Origin of the sequence: Marinilabilia sp., from assembly GCF_016278715.1 — a bacterium.
In the GTDB taxonomy this organism is placed as follows: domain Bacteria; phylum Bacteroidota; class Bacteroidia; order Bacteroidales; family Marinilabiliaceae; genus Marinilabilia.
In genome coordinates, this window is the sequence record NZ_JADQBH010000138.1 from 21,517 (window position 1) to 39,137 (window position 17,621).

Below are 17,621 nucleotides of genomic sequence, written 5' to 3' on the forward strand. Positions count from 1 at the left end.
AATTACCTCTTCTATAATGGGCGCCACACCGGTTGGATTATTTAAACTCCTGACGACAGGATTTGAGTACACCTGAAAAGCGGGGATCCTCTGTGTCCGAAGACAACCCGAAGGTTGAGGCCTGCCCTTTTAACAGATAGTTTACTCGGTATTAATGTAGTGTTGAGTTTAACAATCAATAATACCGGCGTGGCATTTCTTTTGTCAATGTTCTTAATACAAAAATAGCCTAAAGTGCTGTGGTATGCAAGCAATTCAGTCTTTTATAAAGGTAAAATGTTCCCGAAAATGAGGATGTTGCTGATGGTCAGGAGAAAGAAGAAAGCTTAATTCAACAGCGAAAAATTAATTGGATTATACTGTTGGCTTATGTTGAAAGTAATTTGATAAATTTGTCCCATGGATTTGCCGAAATATGCTGTCATCGACATAGAAACCACCGGTGGAAAAGCCGGTATTGGAAGGATTACAGAGATTGCTGTCTTTGTAATGCAAGGAAAGAAGATTGTTGAAGAATTTGCCTCGTTAATCAACCCCGAGTGTTATATCCCCCCTTACATCAGCCGTTTAACAGGTATCACAAATCAAATGGTCGAACAGGCACCCCGTTTCTATGAGGTTGCAAAAAAAATTGTTGAGATAACCGAAGATACCATCTTTGTGGCGCATAATGCTCCGTTTGACTACAACTTTGTGAAAAAGGAATTTGAATCGCTGGGGTTCAACTATCAACGAGAAGTGCTTTGTACTGTTCGTTTGTCGCGAAAACTGCTTCCCGGCCATCGATCATACAGCCTTGGAAATTTGTGTCAGGATTTGGGCATTCCGCTCTCTGGCAGACACCGGGCAGGTGGAGATGCACATGCAACGGCTTTGCTTTTAAACCACCTGATTGATCAACAAGGCAGTTACATCATTGCCGAGAACGACCTAGACTTAAAAGGCATTCATCCGGATTTGAATATGGAAAAAATTCGGACATTGCCTGAATTAACCGGTATTTATTATTTTCACAATGCTCAAAATGAAGTGATATACATCGGAAAAAGCACGAATATTCGTAAACGGGTGTTTTCTCATCTGGCGGCCAAAGGAAAAAGAAACCTGAGTTTGAAAGAGCAGGTGGTGGATATCAGTTTTGAAATAACGGGTAGTGAATTGGTGGCATTACTCAGGGAATCAGACGAAATTAAACAACAGAAACCCAAGTTCAACCGAGCCGGGCGTCGTATCATCTTTAACTGGGGCATTTATGCCATAACCGACCGAAAAGGTTATCAACGTTTTTTCATCGATAGCATCAAAGGCAATATCAATCAGCCGCTTGATGCTTTCTCCACTCGTGATGCCGCAAATACTGCCTTGTCGGGGATGGTCGACAAATTTGGTCTGTGTCGCCAGCTTTGTGGACTGGAAAGCAATTTGGGTCTCTGCTTTAATTATTCGGTACAAAGGTGCAAAGGTGCATGTGCCGGGCTGGAAGTTCCTGCTTCTTATAATCTAAGAGCAAGCAAAATTATTGAAAACCTGAATTTCTCACTACAGAATTTTGTAATTTTTGACGATGGAAGAGAGCCCGACGAAAAATCATTTATATGGATCGAGAGAAATGCTTTTAAGGGATATGGCTGGATTCAGCACGAAAACAGTATCTCCCATCCTGACGCACTCACCGATTTCCTGACAGGAGGCAGTGACAATCGGGATAATCGCCAGATTATTCGATCCTGGCTCAGAAATAAAGCAACCCGGAGCACCAAAATTTTAAAATATTAAGACACCTCTTTGGCCAGACTTTTTTCTACTTTCCCGGAATCGGAATGATCTGCTCAGCCTTAGTTACAACCTTTTATTTTCCCTTTCTCCAGGGGAAATAGCCATTGGTGCGTTGAATTGTTCGCATGGGAAACACCCCCTGATTGGCAAATCGAATATCCTGAATGGTATAGAAAGCACGGGGGTTGTATTTCATAATAATTTCGGAGACCTTTTTGAAATTGGTTCGTTTGATGACGCAATAAATCACGGTTACTTCTCCACGCGAACCATTGGCATCATTCCAGGTTACGCCAAACCCTTCGTCTGATAGTTTGCGCGCCAACTCAATTCCCGATTTTTGAGTGATAATCTGGAGGTTGGCATGCCCAAGTGCCAGTTTTTCCTCAATCAGCAAACCGATGTAGTTTCCGGTGGCAAAGCCTGCAGAGTAGGCGATGAAATAAAACCAGTTGTCCAGGTTTTCAAAAACTTTGGTCATTGCCAACAGCCAAATGAAAATTTCAAAAAAACCAAGCAATGGAGCCAGAAGCTTCAGCCCTTTGGAAACAAAAACAATCCGAATAGTGCCGATGCTTACATCAGCCACGCGGGCAATGAATATCAAAGCCGGAATTAAAACCCAAGTGTACCAGAATCCTTCTGCAATCATTGTTCTGTTCTTTTAAAACTCTGATGTAAAGTGAAATTTAATGCTTTTAAAATTTTCCCGGGCCATATCAAGCATGTAAGATGAATCGGCCAGGAACACGTCCCGTCCTGATTTGTCGGTGGCCATATACTGATTCTTACGTCTTTTAAAATCCTGCAATTCTCCTTGGTCATCAGTTTCGAGCCAGCAGGCTTTATAGAGGTTGATGGGCTCGTAACGACACGATGCTCCGTATTCATGCAACAGACGGTATTGAATCACTTCAAACTGAAGCGCCCCTACGGTTCCAATGATTTTACGGCCGTTGAACTGGCTCACAAACAACTGTGCCACCCCTTCGTCCATGAGCTGATCAATGCCTTTGGCCAATTGTTTGGACTTCATCGGGTCATCGTTCTCGATATAGCGAAACAATTCGGGGGAAAAACTGGGCAATCCTTTAAAATTCAATGGACTCCCTTCACTGAGACTGTCTCCGATTTTAAAGTTTCCGGAATCAGGAATACCAATAATATCACCCGGAAAAGCTTCTTCTACAATAGATTTCTTTTCGGCCATAAAAGCCGTCGGACTGCTAAACTTCATCTGTTTGCCCAGTCTGACATGCTGATAGTTAGTGTTGCGCTGAAAATGACCACTGCAAATCTTAACAAATGCAAGGCGATTTCGGTGATTAGGATCCATATTGGCATGGATTTTAAAAACAAAACCACTGAATTTTTCCTCGTCGGGCTCCACTATTCTTTCTTCAGCTTTTGAGGGGCGGGGAGGAGGGGCAATTTCCAGAAAGCACTGCAACAGCTCTTTGACACCAAAATTATTCAAAGCACTTCCAAAGAATACAGGTGCCAGTTTTCCTTCAAGATAGGGATTCTTATCAAAATCGGGATACACCCCTTCAACCAGTTCCAACTCTTCGCGAAGGGTCTCGGCCGATGAGACTCCAACTTCCTCCGAGAGCTGAGATGAATGAACATCCAGACTAATTCCTTCTTCAAGGGTCTGTTTATTAGGCGTAAAAAGATACAAACTCTTATCGAAAAGGTTGTAAACACCTTTAAAGTCAGGTCCGTTTCCAATTGGCCAACTCAAAGGCCGAACTTCAATTTTAAGTTCTTCTTCTATCTCATCCAAAATTTCAAAGGGATCCCTCGACGGACGATCCATTTTATTTACAAAAACAATTACTGGTGTTTGACGCATTCTGCAGACTTCCATCAGCTTTCGGGTCTGAGCTTCAACGCCTTTGGCGGCATCAATCACAATTATTACACTGTCAACTGCTGTAAGTGTGCGATAGGTGTCTTCAGCAAAATCCTGGTGTCCGGGGGTATCAAGAATATTAACTTTGTATCCATCGTATTCAAAACCCATCACAGAGGTGGCCACAGAAATCCCTCTCTGCTTCTCAATCTCCATGAAGTCGGAAGTTGCGGTTTTTTTAATTTTATTTGATTTTACCGCTCCGGCAACGTGAATGGCTCCCCCGAATAACAGAAATTTTTCTGTTAACGTGGTCTTTCCTGCATCAGGGTGACTTACGATGCCAAAAGTCCGCCGGCGTTTTATCTCTTCTTTAAATGTCATTGTCATTGTCAATTTAGGGGTGCAAAATTAGTTAATGCAACCGAACCATACCACTATTTTTCATGTTTTGTTATTCCTTTTTGCGGTTTAATTCTTTTATCCCTTTATTTGTGATTATTACTAAAAACAATAGACCCTTAGATTTTTAGATATAAGAATTAAGGTAAATCGTATAATGTTAAAATCCGCATTTTAACACAAAATAATCCTTAGATGTAAACAATTGATTCAGATGTTTTTGCAAAAGTTTAACGGGCTATTACAAAAATGGAAAAGCAAACAATCCGTATTTGAAAGTAAGGTTCAACCTTGGGAGAGGTTTTTTTATTTTATTGGTTGTCGTGAAAATATTGGATCCCCTTTGGGACCATCGTAAAAAAAATGAGACTGTTTTCCTGCTTTACCAATGACATTGAGACTTGAGGTTTCCCCAAATATACTGTCATAGAGTGAAACGAAGCAACTTATTCAAAGAACTAAAGAATCCTGGGTTACCATTGATTTAATTTATACGTATGAGTAGAAGTTGGGCCAATTATCATGGACATTCATTTTTTTGTGACGGGCAGGGAGCCCCAGAAGAGTACGTTTTAAAAGCCATTGATTTGGGTATCAGTACACTGGGAATCTCCAGTCATGCTCCGTTGCCTTTTGATACCGGATGGAATATGCCATTAAAAAAAATGCCTGTTTATTTAAATCAGCTTTCGCGCCTTAAGCAAAAATACAGAGACCGGATAAACCTTCTGACTTCCATGGAAGTAGATTATATTCCTTTATTGATGGGACCCGGGCATCCCCGCATTCAAACAGCAAATCTTGATTATATTGTGGGTTCCGTTCACTTCGTGGAGACTTTTGCAGACGGATGCCCTTTTTCTATCGACGATGCCACCCCAATTTTTGAAAAAGGAATAAATGAAATTTTTAAAGGAGACATCAGGAAACTGATAAAGCGCTATTTCGAACTTCAAAGAGAAATGCTGGAAAAAGAACCTCCCCAAATTATTGGACATCTTGATAAAATTAGGTTGCACAACCGAAACCAATTCTTTTTTGATGAAAAAGCCGACTGGTATATCGAAGAGGTGAGAAGTACCATGATGCTTGCGGCCGGGAAAGGAGTTATTGTGGAAATTAACACCAAGTTTTTTGAGGCCACAGCGCAAACTTTTCCAGATAAAGGTCACTTTAAATGGATGGCCGCCAACAATATACCGATAACCATCAATAGTGATGCTCACAAGCCTGACAACCTTCTTTCCGGCTTTGCCGTGGTAGCCTAAATGCTTCAAAATGAAGGGATACAAAATTTATGGCAATACGATTGCAAGGTTGGAAAATTTGTTCCCATGAAATTTGAAAAGAACGGGATTGAATGGTAAAAAAAACCCAAGATGCTTCTTTGGAGTAACTGGCAGGCAAAAGTCATAACATTTGTCATATTTTCTCTCTTTTTTGCTACATTTGCGAGTTCCATACGATTTTAAATTGAAAAATTAACAAGGAATGAAGATACTGAAGTTTGGCGGCACATCGGTTGGTTCGGCCGACAATATTCGAAGAGTTAAAGATATCATCCAAAATCAGAATGACCAGTTGGTAGTTGTGGTTTCGGCCTTGGGTGGCATTACGGATAAACTGATTAAAGCAGCCTCCCTGGCAGCCTCCGGAGATGAACAATATGCTTCTGAAGTCAACCACATTATTAAAATTCATCAGGATACGATTGCTGACCTTTTTCCGGAGGAGTCCAAACTTCAGGAAGCGCTCGGTTTGGTAGCGCCCGAATTTGATGAGCTAAAATCGATTACAAAGGGTGTTTTTCTTATCCGTGAATTAAGTCGCAAAAGTCTGGAAGGAATTTCAGGAATAGGGGAAAGACTTTCCTCAAAAATCATCTCCAATTTTGTGGGAGCCGATTGGTTCGACAGCCGGCAATACATTAAGACTTTTGTGGAATATGGCAAGAGCCAGGCCGATTTGGAAACAACCCGCAAATTGCTTTCCGAAGTGGCCCCAAAACTTGGAAAAAGATCTCTTTTTCCCGGATTTATCAGCAGTAATATGAAAGGTGACAACACCACCCTGGGCAGAGGTGGATCGGACTACACCGCATCGCTTATCGCAGCTGCTTTCGATGCCGAAATGCTGGAGATCTGGACCGATGTAAATGGTTTTATGACGGCTGATCCTAAAGTCATCAGCAGGGCCTATTGTATTGAGCATTTGAGTTATGCCGAAGCAATGGAGCTATCGCATTTTGGAGCCAAAGTAATTTACCCCCCAACCATTCTGCCTGCTTATCAGAAGAATATTCCGATTACCATAAAAAATACATTTAACCCTGATGCACCAGGTACACTAATTGATGGAGTGAAAGAGACCCCCAAACCCCGTCAGATTAAAGGCATCTCATCCATCAAGAATGTGTCACTTCTCACGGTTCATGGAATGGGAATGGTAGGTGTTTCCGGTATTTCCATGCGTTTATTTGCTTCTCTTGCGGCCCGGGAAATCAATGTTATCCTGATTTCCCAGGCGTCGTCCGAGAACAGTATCACTCTGGTTATTGAAAGCGACCAAACCGGCAAAGCCCAAAAGGCAATTGAAAAAGAGTTTAGAAGAGAACTGGAAGACCGGCACATCAGCGGTATTGTGATTGATGACCAAATGGCAGTGGTGGCCATTGTTGGTGAAAACATGAAGCATACCACGGGCATGTCAGGTTTGTTGTTCAACAGTGTAGGGAAAAACGGAGTCAACGTTTACGCCATTGCACAGGGGGCCTCCGAACTGAATATCTCGTTTGTCATCAAAGAACGTGATATCAAGAAAGCGCTGAATGTTATTCATGAATCGTTTTTCCTGTCAGACTATTCCCGGTTAAATCTTTTCCTGGTGGGTAAGGGTACCGTTGGAAGCAAACTGCTGAATAAAATTGCCGCCCAGAGCGAGAAGCTGATGAAAGAGAACCGGCTGAAGATTCGGCTTATTGGTCTTGCAGGCAGGAAGGGAATGATTCTCAATAACGAGGGAATGGATGCTTCAACAGCAATTGAACAGCTCGAAAAAGAGGGGATGGCAGGAAGTGTGGCTGATTTCAGGGACCGCATTATTGAAATGAACCTGGCTAACAGTGTTTTTGTCGATTGCAGTGCCAGTGAAGAGGTTGCCGGCATTTATCAATCATTACTTGAGGCCAACGTTTCAGTCGTTACAGCCAATAAAATTGCCAGTTCTTCATCATACGCCACCTACAGAAAACTGAAAGACACTGCCCGTGAAAAGGGGATTCGCTTTTTCTTCGAAACCAACGTGGGTGCGGGTCTTCCCATTATTGCGCCAATCAACGATTTGGTGCGAAGTGGTGATAAAATTGTTCGGCTCGAAGCTGTGCTTTCCGGAACACTCAATTATATCGTAAATACCTTATCAGAAGAAAAACCCTTGTCAGAGGTGATTATTGAAGCCAAAGAAAAAGGGTTTAGCGAACCTGATCCGCGTGTGGATTTGAGTGGTACGGATGTGGTGCGGAAATCTCTTATTCTGGCACGTGAATCAGGCTATAGTTTAGAAGAGGGGGATGTTCAAGTCGAGCCATTTGTGGCGCAGGAGTATTTAGATTTACCTTCGCTGGAAGAGTTTATGAAAAAGATTAAAGAACTGGATGCTCCTTTTGAAAAGAGACGACAAGATGCTTTGAAAGAGGGAAAGAGACTTCGGTACGGGGCCCGTTTAACCGCAGATGGAAAAGCGGTTGTAGGACTGATGGAAGTTGACAGATCGCATCCGTTTTACGATTTGGAAGGGAGCAATAATATTGTGCTGATTTGGTCGGAACATTATTTTGAACATCCCATGCAAATTAAAGGGTACGGAGCCGGAGCAGATGTTACCGCAGCCGGTGTGTTTGCAGACATCATAAAAGTTGCAAATGTGTAATTAGTGATAATTAATAAGCAAAAAAGCCCGGCAATACCGGGCTTTTTATGAGCGGAAAACGGGGATCGAACCCGCGACCCTCAGCTTGGGAAGCTGATGCTCTACCACTGAGCTACTTCCGCATTAATGATACAAAAATAGAAAATAATTGAATTGAAAAATCAAAAAGGCAGGAAATATATTTTTTACAGGTTTAACGGTATAACAAACCCAAATCTACTTCCCTGTCCATCAATATTCTCCACTATAAGACGGCCATCATGAAGTTCCACAAATTCTTTGCAAATGGTCAGGCCCAGACCGGATCCCTTTTCACCATGGGTTCCTGGCGTTGAGTAAATATTGTTGGATTCCAGGATTTTTTCTATCTCTTCGGCTGTAAGGCCCTTTCCGGTATCTTCTATTTCAACTCTTAACTGGTTCTTTGTATTGAATGCTTTGAGAATTATTGTCCCTTCGTGGGGGGTGAATTTAATCGCGTTCGAAAGGATATTTCGCACCACCATGCGTATCATATCCATATCGGCTTTAAACTCAATATTTTTATCCAGGCTGGAGGAATCCAAAGCAATGTCTTTTTTAATAAAACTTTCCTTTAGAAGAGATAAATTGTCCTCAAATATATCCTGAACATGAATTACCATAGGTTTAGGATGGATCTCATTGGTCTGGGTACGGGCCCAGTACAAAAGGTTTTCCAAAAGTGCCAAAACCTGATTGGAAGATTCATTAATATACCCAGCGTATTCGGTGATAAGAACATTTCCTCCTTCGCTGGCCATTTCCTTAACAAGACTTGAGAATCCCATTATAGTATTGAATGGCGAACGCACATCGTGAGCAATTACAGAAAAAAGACGGTCTTTGGTATTGTTAAGTTTTTGCAGATTCCGGTTACTTTCCTGTAACTGTCTGGCTTGTTCTTTTAATTCATTGGCCTGATATTGGATAGTGAGTTTTTGGCTCTCCAGTGTTTGATTGGTATGATTTAATTCTATCGTCCTTTTTCTCAGAACATTGTTCTTCTCATGGAGCCGTTTTGTTCGTTCATTAACCAGAGCAGTTAGGGCAACCTTTTGCCTGCGTAAAATCCGGGTGCGAATTCTTACAACGAAAAAGATAACCGATAAAACTAACAATATCACGCCTCCCTGAAACCAATCAGTCATGTACCAGGGCGATTCTATGATCACTTTAATGGACGCGCCTTCTTCATTCCAGATTCCGTCATTGTTCGAAGCTTTTACATGGAAAGTATAAACTCCTGGGTTGAGGTTGGTATAGGTGGCCTCTCGTTTACTACCACTATAATTCCATCGGTCTTCAAAACCTTCCATTTTGTAAGCATATCGATTTTTAGAGGGATTTATGAAATTGATAGCAGTAAAATTTATGGTGAAAAACTTATCGGAATAATCCAGGGTTATTGTATCAGCACTGCTGATGTGTTTAGAAAGTGGGCTTTTTGCACCATAATGATCGACAGATTCATTGAAGATTTTCAAATCGGATAGAACAACCGTCGGAGGCTCCAGATTGTAATTAATTTGGTTCGGGTCGAAGACGTTCAGTCCACCGGGCCCACCAAAAAACAAGTGCTTTTTCCCATCATAAAATGAAGAATTTATGTTGAAATCGTTGGCCTGTAGGCCATCCAAAGTATCAAAATTAAATACCTGCCCCGTTTCTGAATTGTAGTGGGTAACACCTCCGTGTGTACTAACCCAGATGTCTCCGTTGTTATCGTGTTCAATACTGCAGATGTATTGATTGTTGAAATCTTCTGAATGAAAAATGAAATTATCTTCTTCGGGGTTATAGCTATATAAACCATTGGTTGTCCCTACCCAAATGGTACTGTCAGGCGATTCATGAATACAAACTACATCATTGCTTTTTAAGGAAATTGGATTTTCCGGACTGTATGACACATAGACTTTAAATGTATTGGTGCCTTTTTTCATGAGATTCAACCCATTAGAGGTGGCCACCCACAAATTATTCTTTGAATCCAACAGAACATTATTGGTCCATTCAATGGATAAACCGCTGTTCTTTGGTGTATAGTGCTTAAATTCAAGCGTGCTTTTATCGAAATAATCGACGCCCACGCCATGCACCACCAACCAGAAATTTCCATTTTCATCTTCTTCAATTCCTCTGATGTCATTTCCCCCAATTGAATGTGGATTATCTTCGTCATGCGAAAAGCTGATAAACCCGTTAGTGGAAGGATCGTATTTTTGCAAACCCTCCTTATAAGAGGCGACCCACATTTCCTTGTTCTGATCTAAGTGTAAATCAAAGATGGAGCCCTGGGCAAGCGAATTGGGGTCCAGGGGATTGGAGAGGAAATAAGAGGTGGAACCTTTTGTCCAGTGAAACACGGTAATGCCTCCGTTAAATCCACCTGTCCATAAATTTCCATGCCGGTCTTCTGCTATGGAAAATACATTAGCGTCCTCTAATGGCCAATAACTTCCGGGAGCATCATTGAAAAGCTGAAACCCTCTGTTAACTGTTGAGAGGTCAAAACCTTTCTCGGAATAAATCACCCAATAATTCATTTGTCGGTCCTGAAAAAATCCGATGGGATTGGTTTTTACATTGTTCACCCCCCCTGGTTCTCCATAATACTCATCAAACGAATCGTTTTCCGGATTGTACCGTTTTAGTCCACTGTAATCACAAGACCATATTAAACCTTGTTTATCATGATACAAATCTACCACAAAGGATTGAAAACCTTCCTCCAGAAAGGTTTTTACTGTTTTATTTTGGAAATCAATTTGCTTAATCCCATTACCTCGTGAAGCTACCCAAAGGGCAACATCCGTCTTAACAAGATCGGTTATAGCAAATTCCCGGATTAATTGCCGTTCGAATGAAGATATCCAATCAGGAAGTTCAGTTTCGTTGTATTGTTTGTCGTAGCTGAAATGACGAATACCACTACCTGCATCCTGTCCAACCCAGATATCGTTGTTTTGGCAAATATGAAAGGAAAGAATATCTCCTCCTTCCAACTCAATTATTGGATGAAAGCGCTCTGTTTCTTCATTAAATTTGTAGATGGCCTTTCCGGCAGCAACCAATATTTCGTGGTCTTTGTTTTCCGATACCTGGTAAATGAAAGAACTCACCAGACCTCCCAAATCGTTGGAAGAAGACAACAGTTTAAAAGAATCAAAGCCGGAATTATATATCGACAAACCCCAGATTGTACCTACCCATAACCTGTTTTTGCTATCGGCAAAAAGAGTGCGTATATTGTTGTTGGCCAAATTGGAGTATTGGCCCTCATTATTCCGGTAAACACGAATTGTGTGGCCGTCAAAACGATTCAACCCATCAATAGTTCCAATCCAGATGTAACCCTGGTTATCTTGCGTGATGCAATTGGCAAACTGACTGGACAGCTGCTCCTGGGCATGCATGAATGAAAAGTTTAACTGTGGCGTTTGGCCACGTAAATTCATCTGCCCCCACATCAGAAGAAGAAATAAAAGTAATACCCGCATGTTTTTTACCCCCAAAATGTCAGAATGCCCCTTCTACTTTTGATTGAAAGTACCCATTATTATATATTAATAGTAGTATACTTCTTTATGTAAAAAAAGTTTTAATAATTCTAAAAAATTCCATTAAAGGCAAATGTGCTTAAGGGCAAAAAGAAGAATCTTTATGCATATTTTTATTTGTATTCATTTTAAAATATTTAATACGCCAATATTTTATTGATTTTTGTCATGTTTTTTATGTTGAAACTATTATGTTTGTGACAGTTTTTAAGATTTATGAACTAAAATATTTTAAATTCTTTTCATCAAAAAGTCAATTTTAAATATTTATTCACTTAATTAATATTCTTTTTTTTTAATTATGATTAATCAGGAAACACCCTCCATTAAGTTCTTTGGAGAAGAAACTATTCCGGTAGAGTTACACAAAGTCAGAATAGTACAGAAATTACATCTTCGCCCCATTGAGGAACGACTTGATGCCATAAACAAGGGTGGGTACAATACTTTTCTATTGAATACAAAAGACGTTTTTCTGGATATGCTCACCGATAGCGGAACCAACGCCATGAGCGACAACCAGGTTTCGTCTATGCTTAAAGCAGATGATGCTTATGCCGGAAGTCAGAGTTTTTACCGAATGGAGGAAGCCCTGAAAGATGTTTTCGGAAAAGAATACATCCTGCCTGTTCACCAGGGGCGTGCAGCAGAAAATGTAGTTTCCCAGGTCTTTATCAACAAAGGGGATATTATTCCAATGAACTATCATTTTACCACCACAAAAGCTCACATGGAACTTAATGGAGGTAAAATATTTGAAATACTAACTGATGAAGGGTTAAAAATTAAGAGTTCTCATCCCTTTAAAGGGAACATTGACATCCAACAACTAAAAGACCTGATTTCGGAGTATGGAGCAGAGCGAATCCCATTCATAAGGCTCGAAGCTTCTACCAACCTGATTGGCGGTCAGCCTTTTTCAATCCAAAATATGAGGGAAGTAAAAGAGGTTGCCGACAAACATGAAATTATGATTGTGATGGATGCAAGCCTTATCGGTGAAAATGCCTGGTTTATCAAGCAGCGTGAAGAGGAATTTAAAACCGCTTCGATTCGGGAAATTCTCCGTTTAATGTGCAGTTTTGCTGACATTGTCTATTTTTCGTCACGTAAAGTAAGCTCTACTCGTGGTGGGGGCATTTGTACCAATGACAATGACCTTTATCTGAAAATGCGTGATTTGGTTCCGCTTTATGAAGGTTTTCTGACCTATGGTGGAATGTCGGTTCGGGAAATAGAAGCCATGGCAGTAGGACTGCAGGAAACCACCGATGAAACCGTGATAAGTCAGTCTCCTTCTTTTATAGAATATACGGTCAAGGAACTTGAAAAAAGGGATATTCCGGTAATCACACCTGCCGGTGCACTGGGATGTCACATTGATGCCATGTCGTTTTTGTCTCATATTCCACAAAAAGAGTATCCGGCCGGAGCTTTAGCTGCAGCCTTGTATATAATTTCCGGATGCAGGGGGATGGAGAGGGGTACTGTATCAAGTGTACGCGACGAAAATGGTGAGGATGTGCTGGCTGATATGGAGCTTCTCCGATTGGCGTTTCCCCGTCGCGTATTTACATTGTCGCAAACCAAATTTCTCATCGACCGGATTCATTGGTTGTATGAAAACCGTGAATTAATTGGCGGCCTAAAATTTGTGGATGAACCCGAAGTATTGCGGTTTTTTATGGGAAGATTAGCTCCCGTGAATAATTGGCCCGAAAAATTGGTTAAGAAATTTAAAAAAGATTTTGGTAATAGTCTCTAATCCCGGAACAGATTAGATTTTAGGTTTGACCGGCATTTCTTTATAAAGAGATGCCGGTTTTTTTTTATGTTCAAAAATAAAATCTATCATTCCTGTTGAACAAAAACACGTTGGAAGTAGTTTGTAGAGAAAAACATTGAAAGACATCTGTTTTTATTTGGATTTGTTTTAAATAAAACATTGTTCTATTTTTGCCACTCAGATATTACAAAAATTAAACCCAACTGATATGTCAACATTTGAAATACTAATGCCCAAAATGGGCGAAAGCGTAGAAGAAGCTACCATTACCAAATGGTTCGTCAAAGAAGGAGATACCGTCGAAGAGGACGATCCTATTCTGGAAATTGCCACCGACAAAGTCGATTCGGAGATTCCATCGCCTGTTGCCGGAACAATTAAAGAGATTAAATTTGAAGTGGATGATGTGGTCGCAGTCGGTACTCCGGTTGCGATAATTCTTTTAGAAGGAGAAGAGGAAGAAGAAGAAAAAGAAGAAGAAAAAGAGAAAGAGGAACCTCAGGAAAAAACTGCAAAACCAGAAGCTTCTAAAGAAGAAAAAGAAACCAAAAAATCTTCATCAGAATCACAAACTTCTGAAAAAGAGCCTTCTCCTGAAGAGCAGGACCAGTCTGAAAGCAATCGGTTTTACTCTCCTTTGGTCAGAAGTATTGCCAAAGAAGAGGGTATCTCATTCAAGGAGCTGGATTCAATAGAAGGAAGTGGCCGAGAAGGACGTGTGACCAAAGATGACCTGCTGGATTATCTGGAATCAAGAGGAGAGCAACAGCCTGCCAAATCAGAAAAAGCTGCCGGGTCCAAAAAAGGAGAAAAATCTTCGGGCCAAACGCAGGCTAAAACCATACAGGCACCTAAAGTTTCTGCCGGAGAAGGGGATGAAATTAAGGAGATGGACCGTCTTCGCAAGTTGATTGCTGACAACATGGTAATGTCCAAACAGGTTTCTCCGCATGTAACTTCTGTTGTTGAGGCCGATGTCACCAACCTTGTTCTTTGGCGCAATAAAGTAAAAGACAAATTCCAGGAGAAATACGGTGAAAAACTTACTTTCATGCCCATGTTTACTGAGGCTGTTGCCAAATCTTTAAGAGATTTCCCGGGCGTGAATGTTTCGGTAGACGGTCATAACATCATTTTACGAAAAAATGTCAACGTTGGTATCGCTGTTTCATTGCCATCCGGAAACCTTATTGTTCCGGTAATTAAGCAGGCCGACCAAAAAAACGTGGTAGGTATTGCTTCGGAGATGAACAGACTGGCTGATGCCGCGCGCAACAACAAACTCTCCGGAGATGACATACAGGGAGGAACCTTCACCATTACCAATTTTGGTTCTTTCAAGAATACCATTGGAACACCCATTATCAATCAGCCACAGGTAGCGATTCTTGCAACCGGAACCATTGAAAAGAAACCGGCTGTGATTGAAACACCCACTGGTGATGTGATTGCAATTCGTCATAAAATGTTCTTGTCTCTCTCATATGACCATCGTGTGGTGGATGGTGCACTTGGTGGAATGTTCCTGCGTCGCATAGCCGATTATCTGGAACAAGCTGACCTCGATCGCGACATTTAATGGGCTATCGGCTCAGGAAGAATTGAACTCCTGATTTTCGAGTTCCGTAAGACCAATAACTTTGATAAATTTTGTTAGGATGAAAAGTAATTTTCCCGAAAAATATTCAGTAAAAAAAACTGATAAAGAAACTCTGCTCAAATGGTACCATCTATTATTTATGGGCCGAACACTGGATGAACGTGCCCCCAATTACCTTAAACAGGCAATTGGCTGGTCGTATCATGCTCCGGCAGCAGGCCATGATGGTATTCAACTGGCTATTGGCCAGAATTTCCATAAAGAAAAAGACCATTTGTTTCCATATTATCGTGACCTTCAGACTTGTGTCGCAGCAGGCATGACTGCTGAGGAGATCATATTCAATGGTATTTCAAAAGATGCTGATGTAGCCGGTGGTGGACGACACATGTCCAATCATCTTGCCAAGCCGCAATGGAATATTCATAATGTAAGTTCGGCAACAGGAAACCATACTCTGCATGCAACAGGACTAGGTCGTGCTTTAAAAACATACAAAGAAAACGATGCTGTGGTCATTAGTTCTCAGGGCGAGAGCTCTGTGTCGGAAGGATATGTTTACGAGGCGATTAACGGTGCTTCGAATGAAAAACTTCCGGTGGTTTTTGTTTTTCAGGACAATGGATATGGAATTTCGGTTCCCAAAGAAGACCAGACAGCCAACCGGAAAGTGGCTCACAACTTTGAAGGCTTCAAAAACCTGCGCATAATTTATTGTAACGGAAAGGATGTTTTCGACTCGATGAATGCGATGGAAGAAGCAGTTTCCTGGGCTAAGAAAGAACAAAGTCCGGTAGTGGTGCATGCCAACTGTGTACGCATCGGATCACACTCCAATTCTGATCGTCATGAATTGTATCGCGACGAGAATGAATTGAGATACGTAAAAGAGTATGATCCGCTGGCCAAATACCGAAGAATGTTGCTTCGTTATGACAAAGCCACGGAGGAGGAATTGAAGGAGATTGAAGATAAAGTGACCAAAGAGGTTAAGGATGCCCATAAAAAAGCGATAAAGGCCGCCGATCCCAAACCGGAGTCTATTTACGACTTTGTGATTCCCGAACCTTATCAGAGTGAGAAATATCCCGAAGGTCTTCATAAGGACGATGGGAAATCTCTTAAACTGATTGAGGCGCTTAACAGCACCCTCAAAGCTGAATTCAGACACAACCCGGACACTTTCATTTGGGGACAGGATATTGCCAATAAGGACAAAGGTGGTGTCTTTAACGTTTCCAAAGGAATGCAACAGGAGTTTGGCAAGTTGCGTGTGTTTAATGCGCCCATTGCCGAGGACTATATCATGGGGACGGCCAATGGTATGTCGCGATACAATAAAAAAATCAGAATTGTTGTTGAAGGTGCCGAGTTTGCTGACTATTTCTGGCCGGCCATGGAACAATATGTGGAAACCACTCATGAATATTGGCGTACAAAAGGGCAATTTTCACCCAACATCACCATTCGTCTGGCATCAGGGGGATATATTGGAGGAGGACTTTATCACTCACAAACCACCGAAGGAGCATTGGCCACTTTTCCCGGTGTGAGAGTCGTGTACCCTTCATTTGCAGACGATGCAGCAGGATTGTTGCGAACCTCCATGCGCTCCGAGGGAATGACATTATTTTTGGAACCAAAAGCGCTTTACAATTCTCCAAAAGCAGCAACTGCAGTTCCCGATGATTTTGAGGTGCCTTTCGGAAAAGCACGCATTCGTCGAAATGGCAAAAATATGACCATGATAACATATGGAAATACCACACACATGTGTCTGGAAGCCGCAGAGAAGTTGAGTAAGGAAGATGGGTTAGAAGTGGAGGTAATAGATATTCGTTCGTTAATTCCGTTGGATAAAGAAGCCATACTTAAGTCGTTGGAGAAAACATCCAGAGCTTTGGTGGTTCATGAGGACAAAGTATTTGGTGGTTTTGGAGGCGAACTGGCAGCCATTATTGCAGATGAAGCTTTTGAACTGCTTGATGCCCCTGTTAAAAGGCTCGGAGCAGCTTTCACACCCATTGGTTTTAACCGGATACTGGAAGCAGCTTCATTGCCAAATACTGAGAAAGTTTTGAAAGCAGCCCGCCAATTGGCCGCCTATTAATCGAATTGAATTTGATAAAACAAAGATAGAAATGAAAAAAACAGGTATCTTTTATAGTTTCCGTTCCCATAAGACCAAGCAACAGGTGAAAAAAATGGTCAAACATCTGGGTGAAAAAAATGTCGAAGAGGTTAATGTAGATGAAGCCAGTCATAAGGATTTTGAGAAGTTTGATAATTACATTTTTGCTGTCCCCACCTGGTTCGACGGCGAATTGCCCAATTACTGGGACGAATTTTTACCCACTATTGAGGAGGATAGTCTCAAAGGCAAAACATTTGCGCTATTTGGCGGAGGTGACCAAAAAGGTTATCCCGAGAACTTTGTGGATGGACTGGGAATTATGGCCGGCTTTATAGAGAAAAGAGGAGGAGAAGTTGTTGGGTTTACCTCAACAGAAGGCTATAATTATGAGGCATCTATGGCTCAGCGGGGCGACCAGTTTGTCGGCCTTGCTCTGGATATTGAAAATCAGGCAGCACTCACTGAGGAGCGCATTGAAAAGTGGATCAAAAAAGTGGAGAAAGCATTTAACGGGAAAAAAAGTAAGGAAAATTAATATAGAACTTTTCCCATCTATTTTT

Annotated in this window: 10 protein-coding genes and 1 tRNA gene; 7 read left to right on the forward strand and 4 right to left on the reverse strand. The window is 41.4% G+C overall.

Annotated elements, in window-relative coordinates; all coding sequences use genetic code 11:
- Positions 1-399 precede the first annotated feature (399 nt).
- Entirely contained in the window at positions 400-1,776 is a 1,377-nt protein-coding gene (locus QZZ43_RS08890) for an exonuclease domain-containing protein (protein ID WP_291858006.1), read from the forward strand.
- Between the two features lie 73 nt (positions 1,777-1,849).
- Here QZZ43_RS08890 and QZZ43_RS08895 read toward each other — a convergent pair whose 3' ends face one another.
- Together QZZ43_RS08895 and QZZ43_RS08900 are read right to left on the reverse strand one after the other, a co-directional pair.
- Positions 1,850-2,428, reverse strand: a complete 579-nt coding sequence (locus QZZ43_RS08895; protein WP_291858008.1) for a DUF2179 domain-containing protein — start codon at positions 2,426-2,428, stop codon at positions 1,850-1,852.
- 12 nt (positions 2,429-2,440) lie between these two features.
- On the reverse strand, positions 2,441-4,015 hold the full coding sequence (locus tag QZZ43_RS08900) for a peptide chain release factor 3 (protein ID WP_291858010.1): 1,575 nt from the start codon (positions 4,013-4,015) through the stop codon (positions 2,441-2,443).
- A gap of 515 nt (positions 4,016-4,530) precedes the next feature.
- On the opposite strand from QZZ43_RS08900, the gene QZZ43_RS08905 reads away from it, so the two are divergent.
- The gene (locus QZZ43_RS08905) at positions 4,531-5,301 is read left to right on the forward strand and encodes a histidinol-phosphatase (protein ID WP_291858011.1); all 771 of its coding nucleotides are present in this window, start codon (positions 4,531-4,533) and stop codon (positions 5,299-5,301) included.
- Positions 5,302-5,524: 223 nt separating this feature from the next.
- A complete protein-coding gene (thrA, locus tag QZZ43_RS08910) occupies positions 5,525-7,960 on the forward strand; it encodes a bifunctional aspartate kinase/homoserine dehydrogenase I (RefSeq protein WP_291858013.1) in 2,436 nt (811 codons plus the stop codon).
- Positions 7,961-8,010: 50 nt separating this feature from the next.
- Here thrA and QZZ43_RS08915 read toward each other — a convergent pair.
- Together QZZ43_RS08915 and QZZ43_RS08920 are read right to left on the reverse strand one after the other, a co-directional pair.
- Positions 8,011-8,082 (reverse strand) — tRNA-Gly (locus QZZ43_RS08915).
- A 63-nt stretch (positions 8,083-8,145) separates the two neighbouring features.
- On the reverse strand, positions 8,146-11,481 hold the full coding sequence (locus QZZ43_RS08920; RefSeq protein WP_291858015.1) for a two-component regulator propeller domain-containing protein: 3,336 nt from the start codon (positions 11,479-11,481) through the stop codon (positions 8,146-8,148).
- A gap of 361 nt (positions 11,482-11,842) precedes the next feature.
- Between QZZ43_RS08920 and QZZ43_RS08925 the strand changes: the two genes are divergently transcribed.
- From QZZ43_RS08925 to QZZ43_RS08940, 4 genes are all read left to right on the forward strand, one after another.
- A complete protein-coding gene (locus tag QZZ43_RS08925; RefSeq protein WP_291858017.1) occupies positions 11,843-13,306 on the forward strand; it encodes a tryptophanase in 1,464 nt (487 codons plus the stop codon).
- Between the two features lie 229 nt (positions 13,307-13,535).
- A complete protein-coding gene (locus QZZ43_RS08930) occupies positions 13,536-14,906 on the forward strand; it encodes a dihydrolipoamide acetyltransferase family protein (RefSeq protein ID WP_291858018.1) in 1,371 nt (456 codons plus the stop codon).
- 79 nt (positions 14,907-14,985) lie between these two features.
- Complete coding sequence (locus tag QZZ43_RS08935) at positions 14,986-17,037, forward strand: thiamine pyrophosphate-dependent enzyme (protein WP_291858020.1); 2,052 nt, start codon at positions 14,986-14,988, stop codon at positions 17,035-17,037.
- A 31-nt stretch (positions 17,038-17,068) separates the two neighbouring features.
- Positions 17,069-17,596: a flavodoxin gene (locus QZZ43_RS08940; RefSeq protein WP_291858022.1), complete on the forward strand. Its 528-nt coding sequence runs from the start codon at positions 17,069-17,071 to the stop codon at positions 17,594-17,596.
- Positions 17,597-17,621 lie beyond the last annotated feature (25 nt).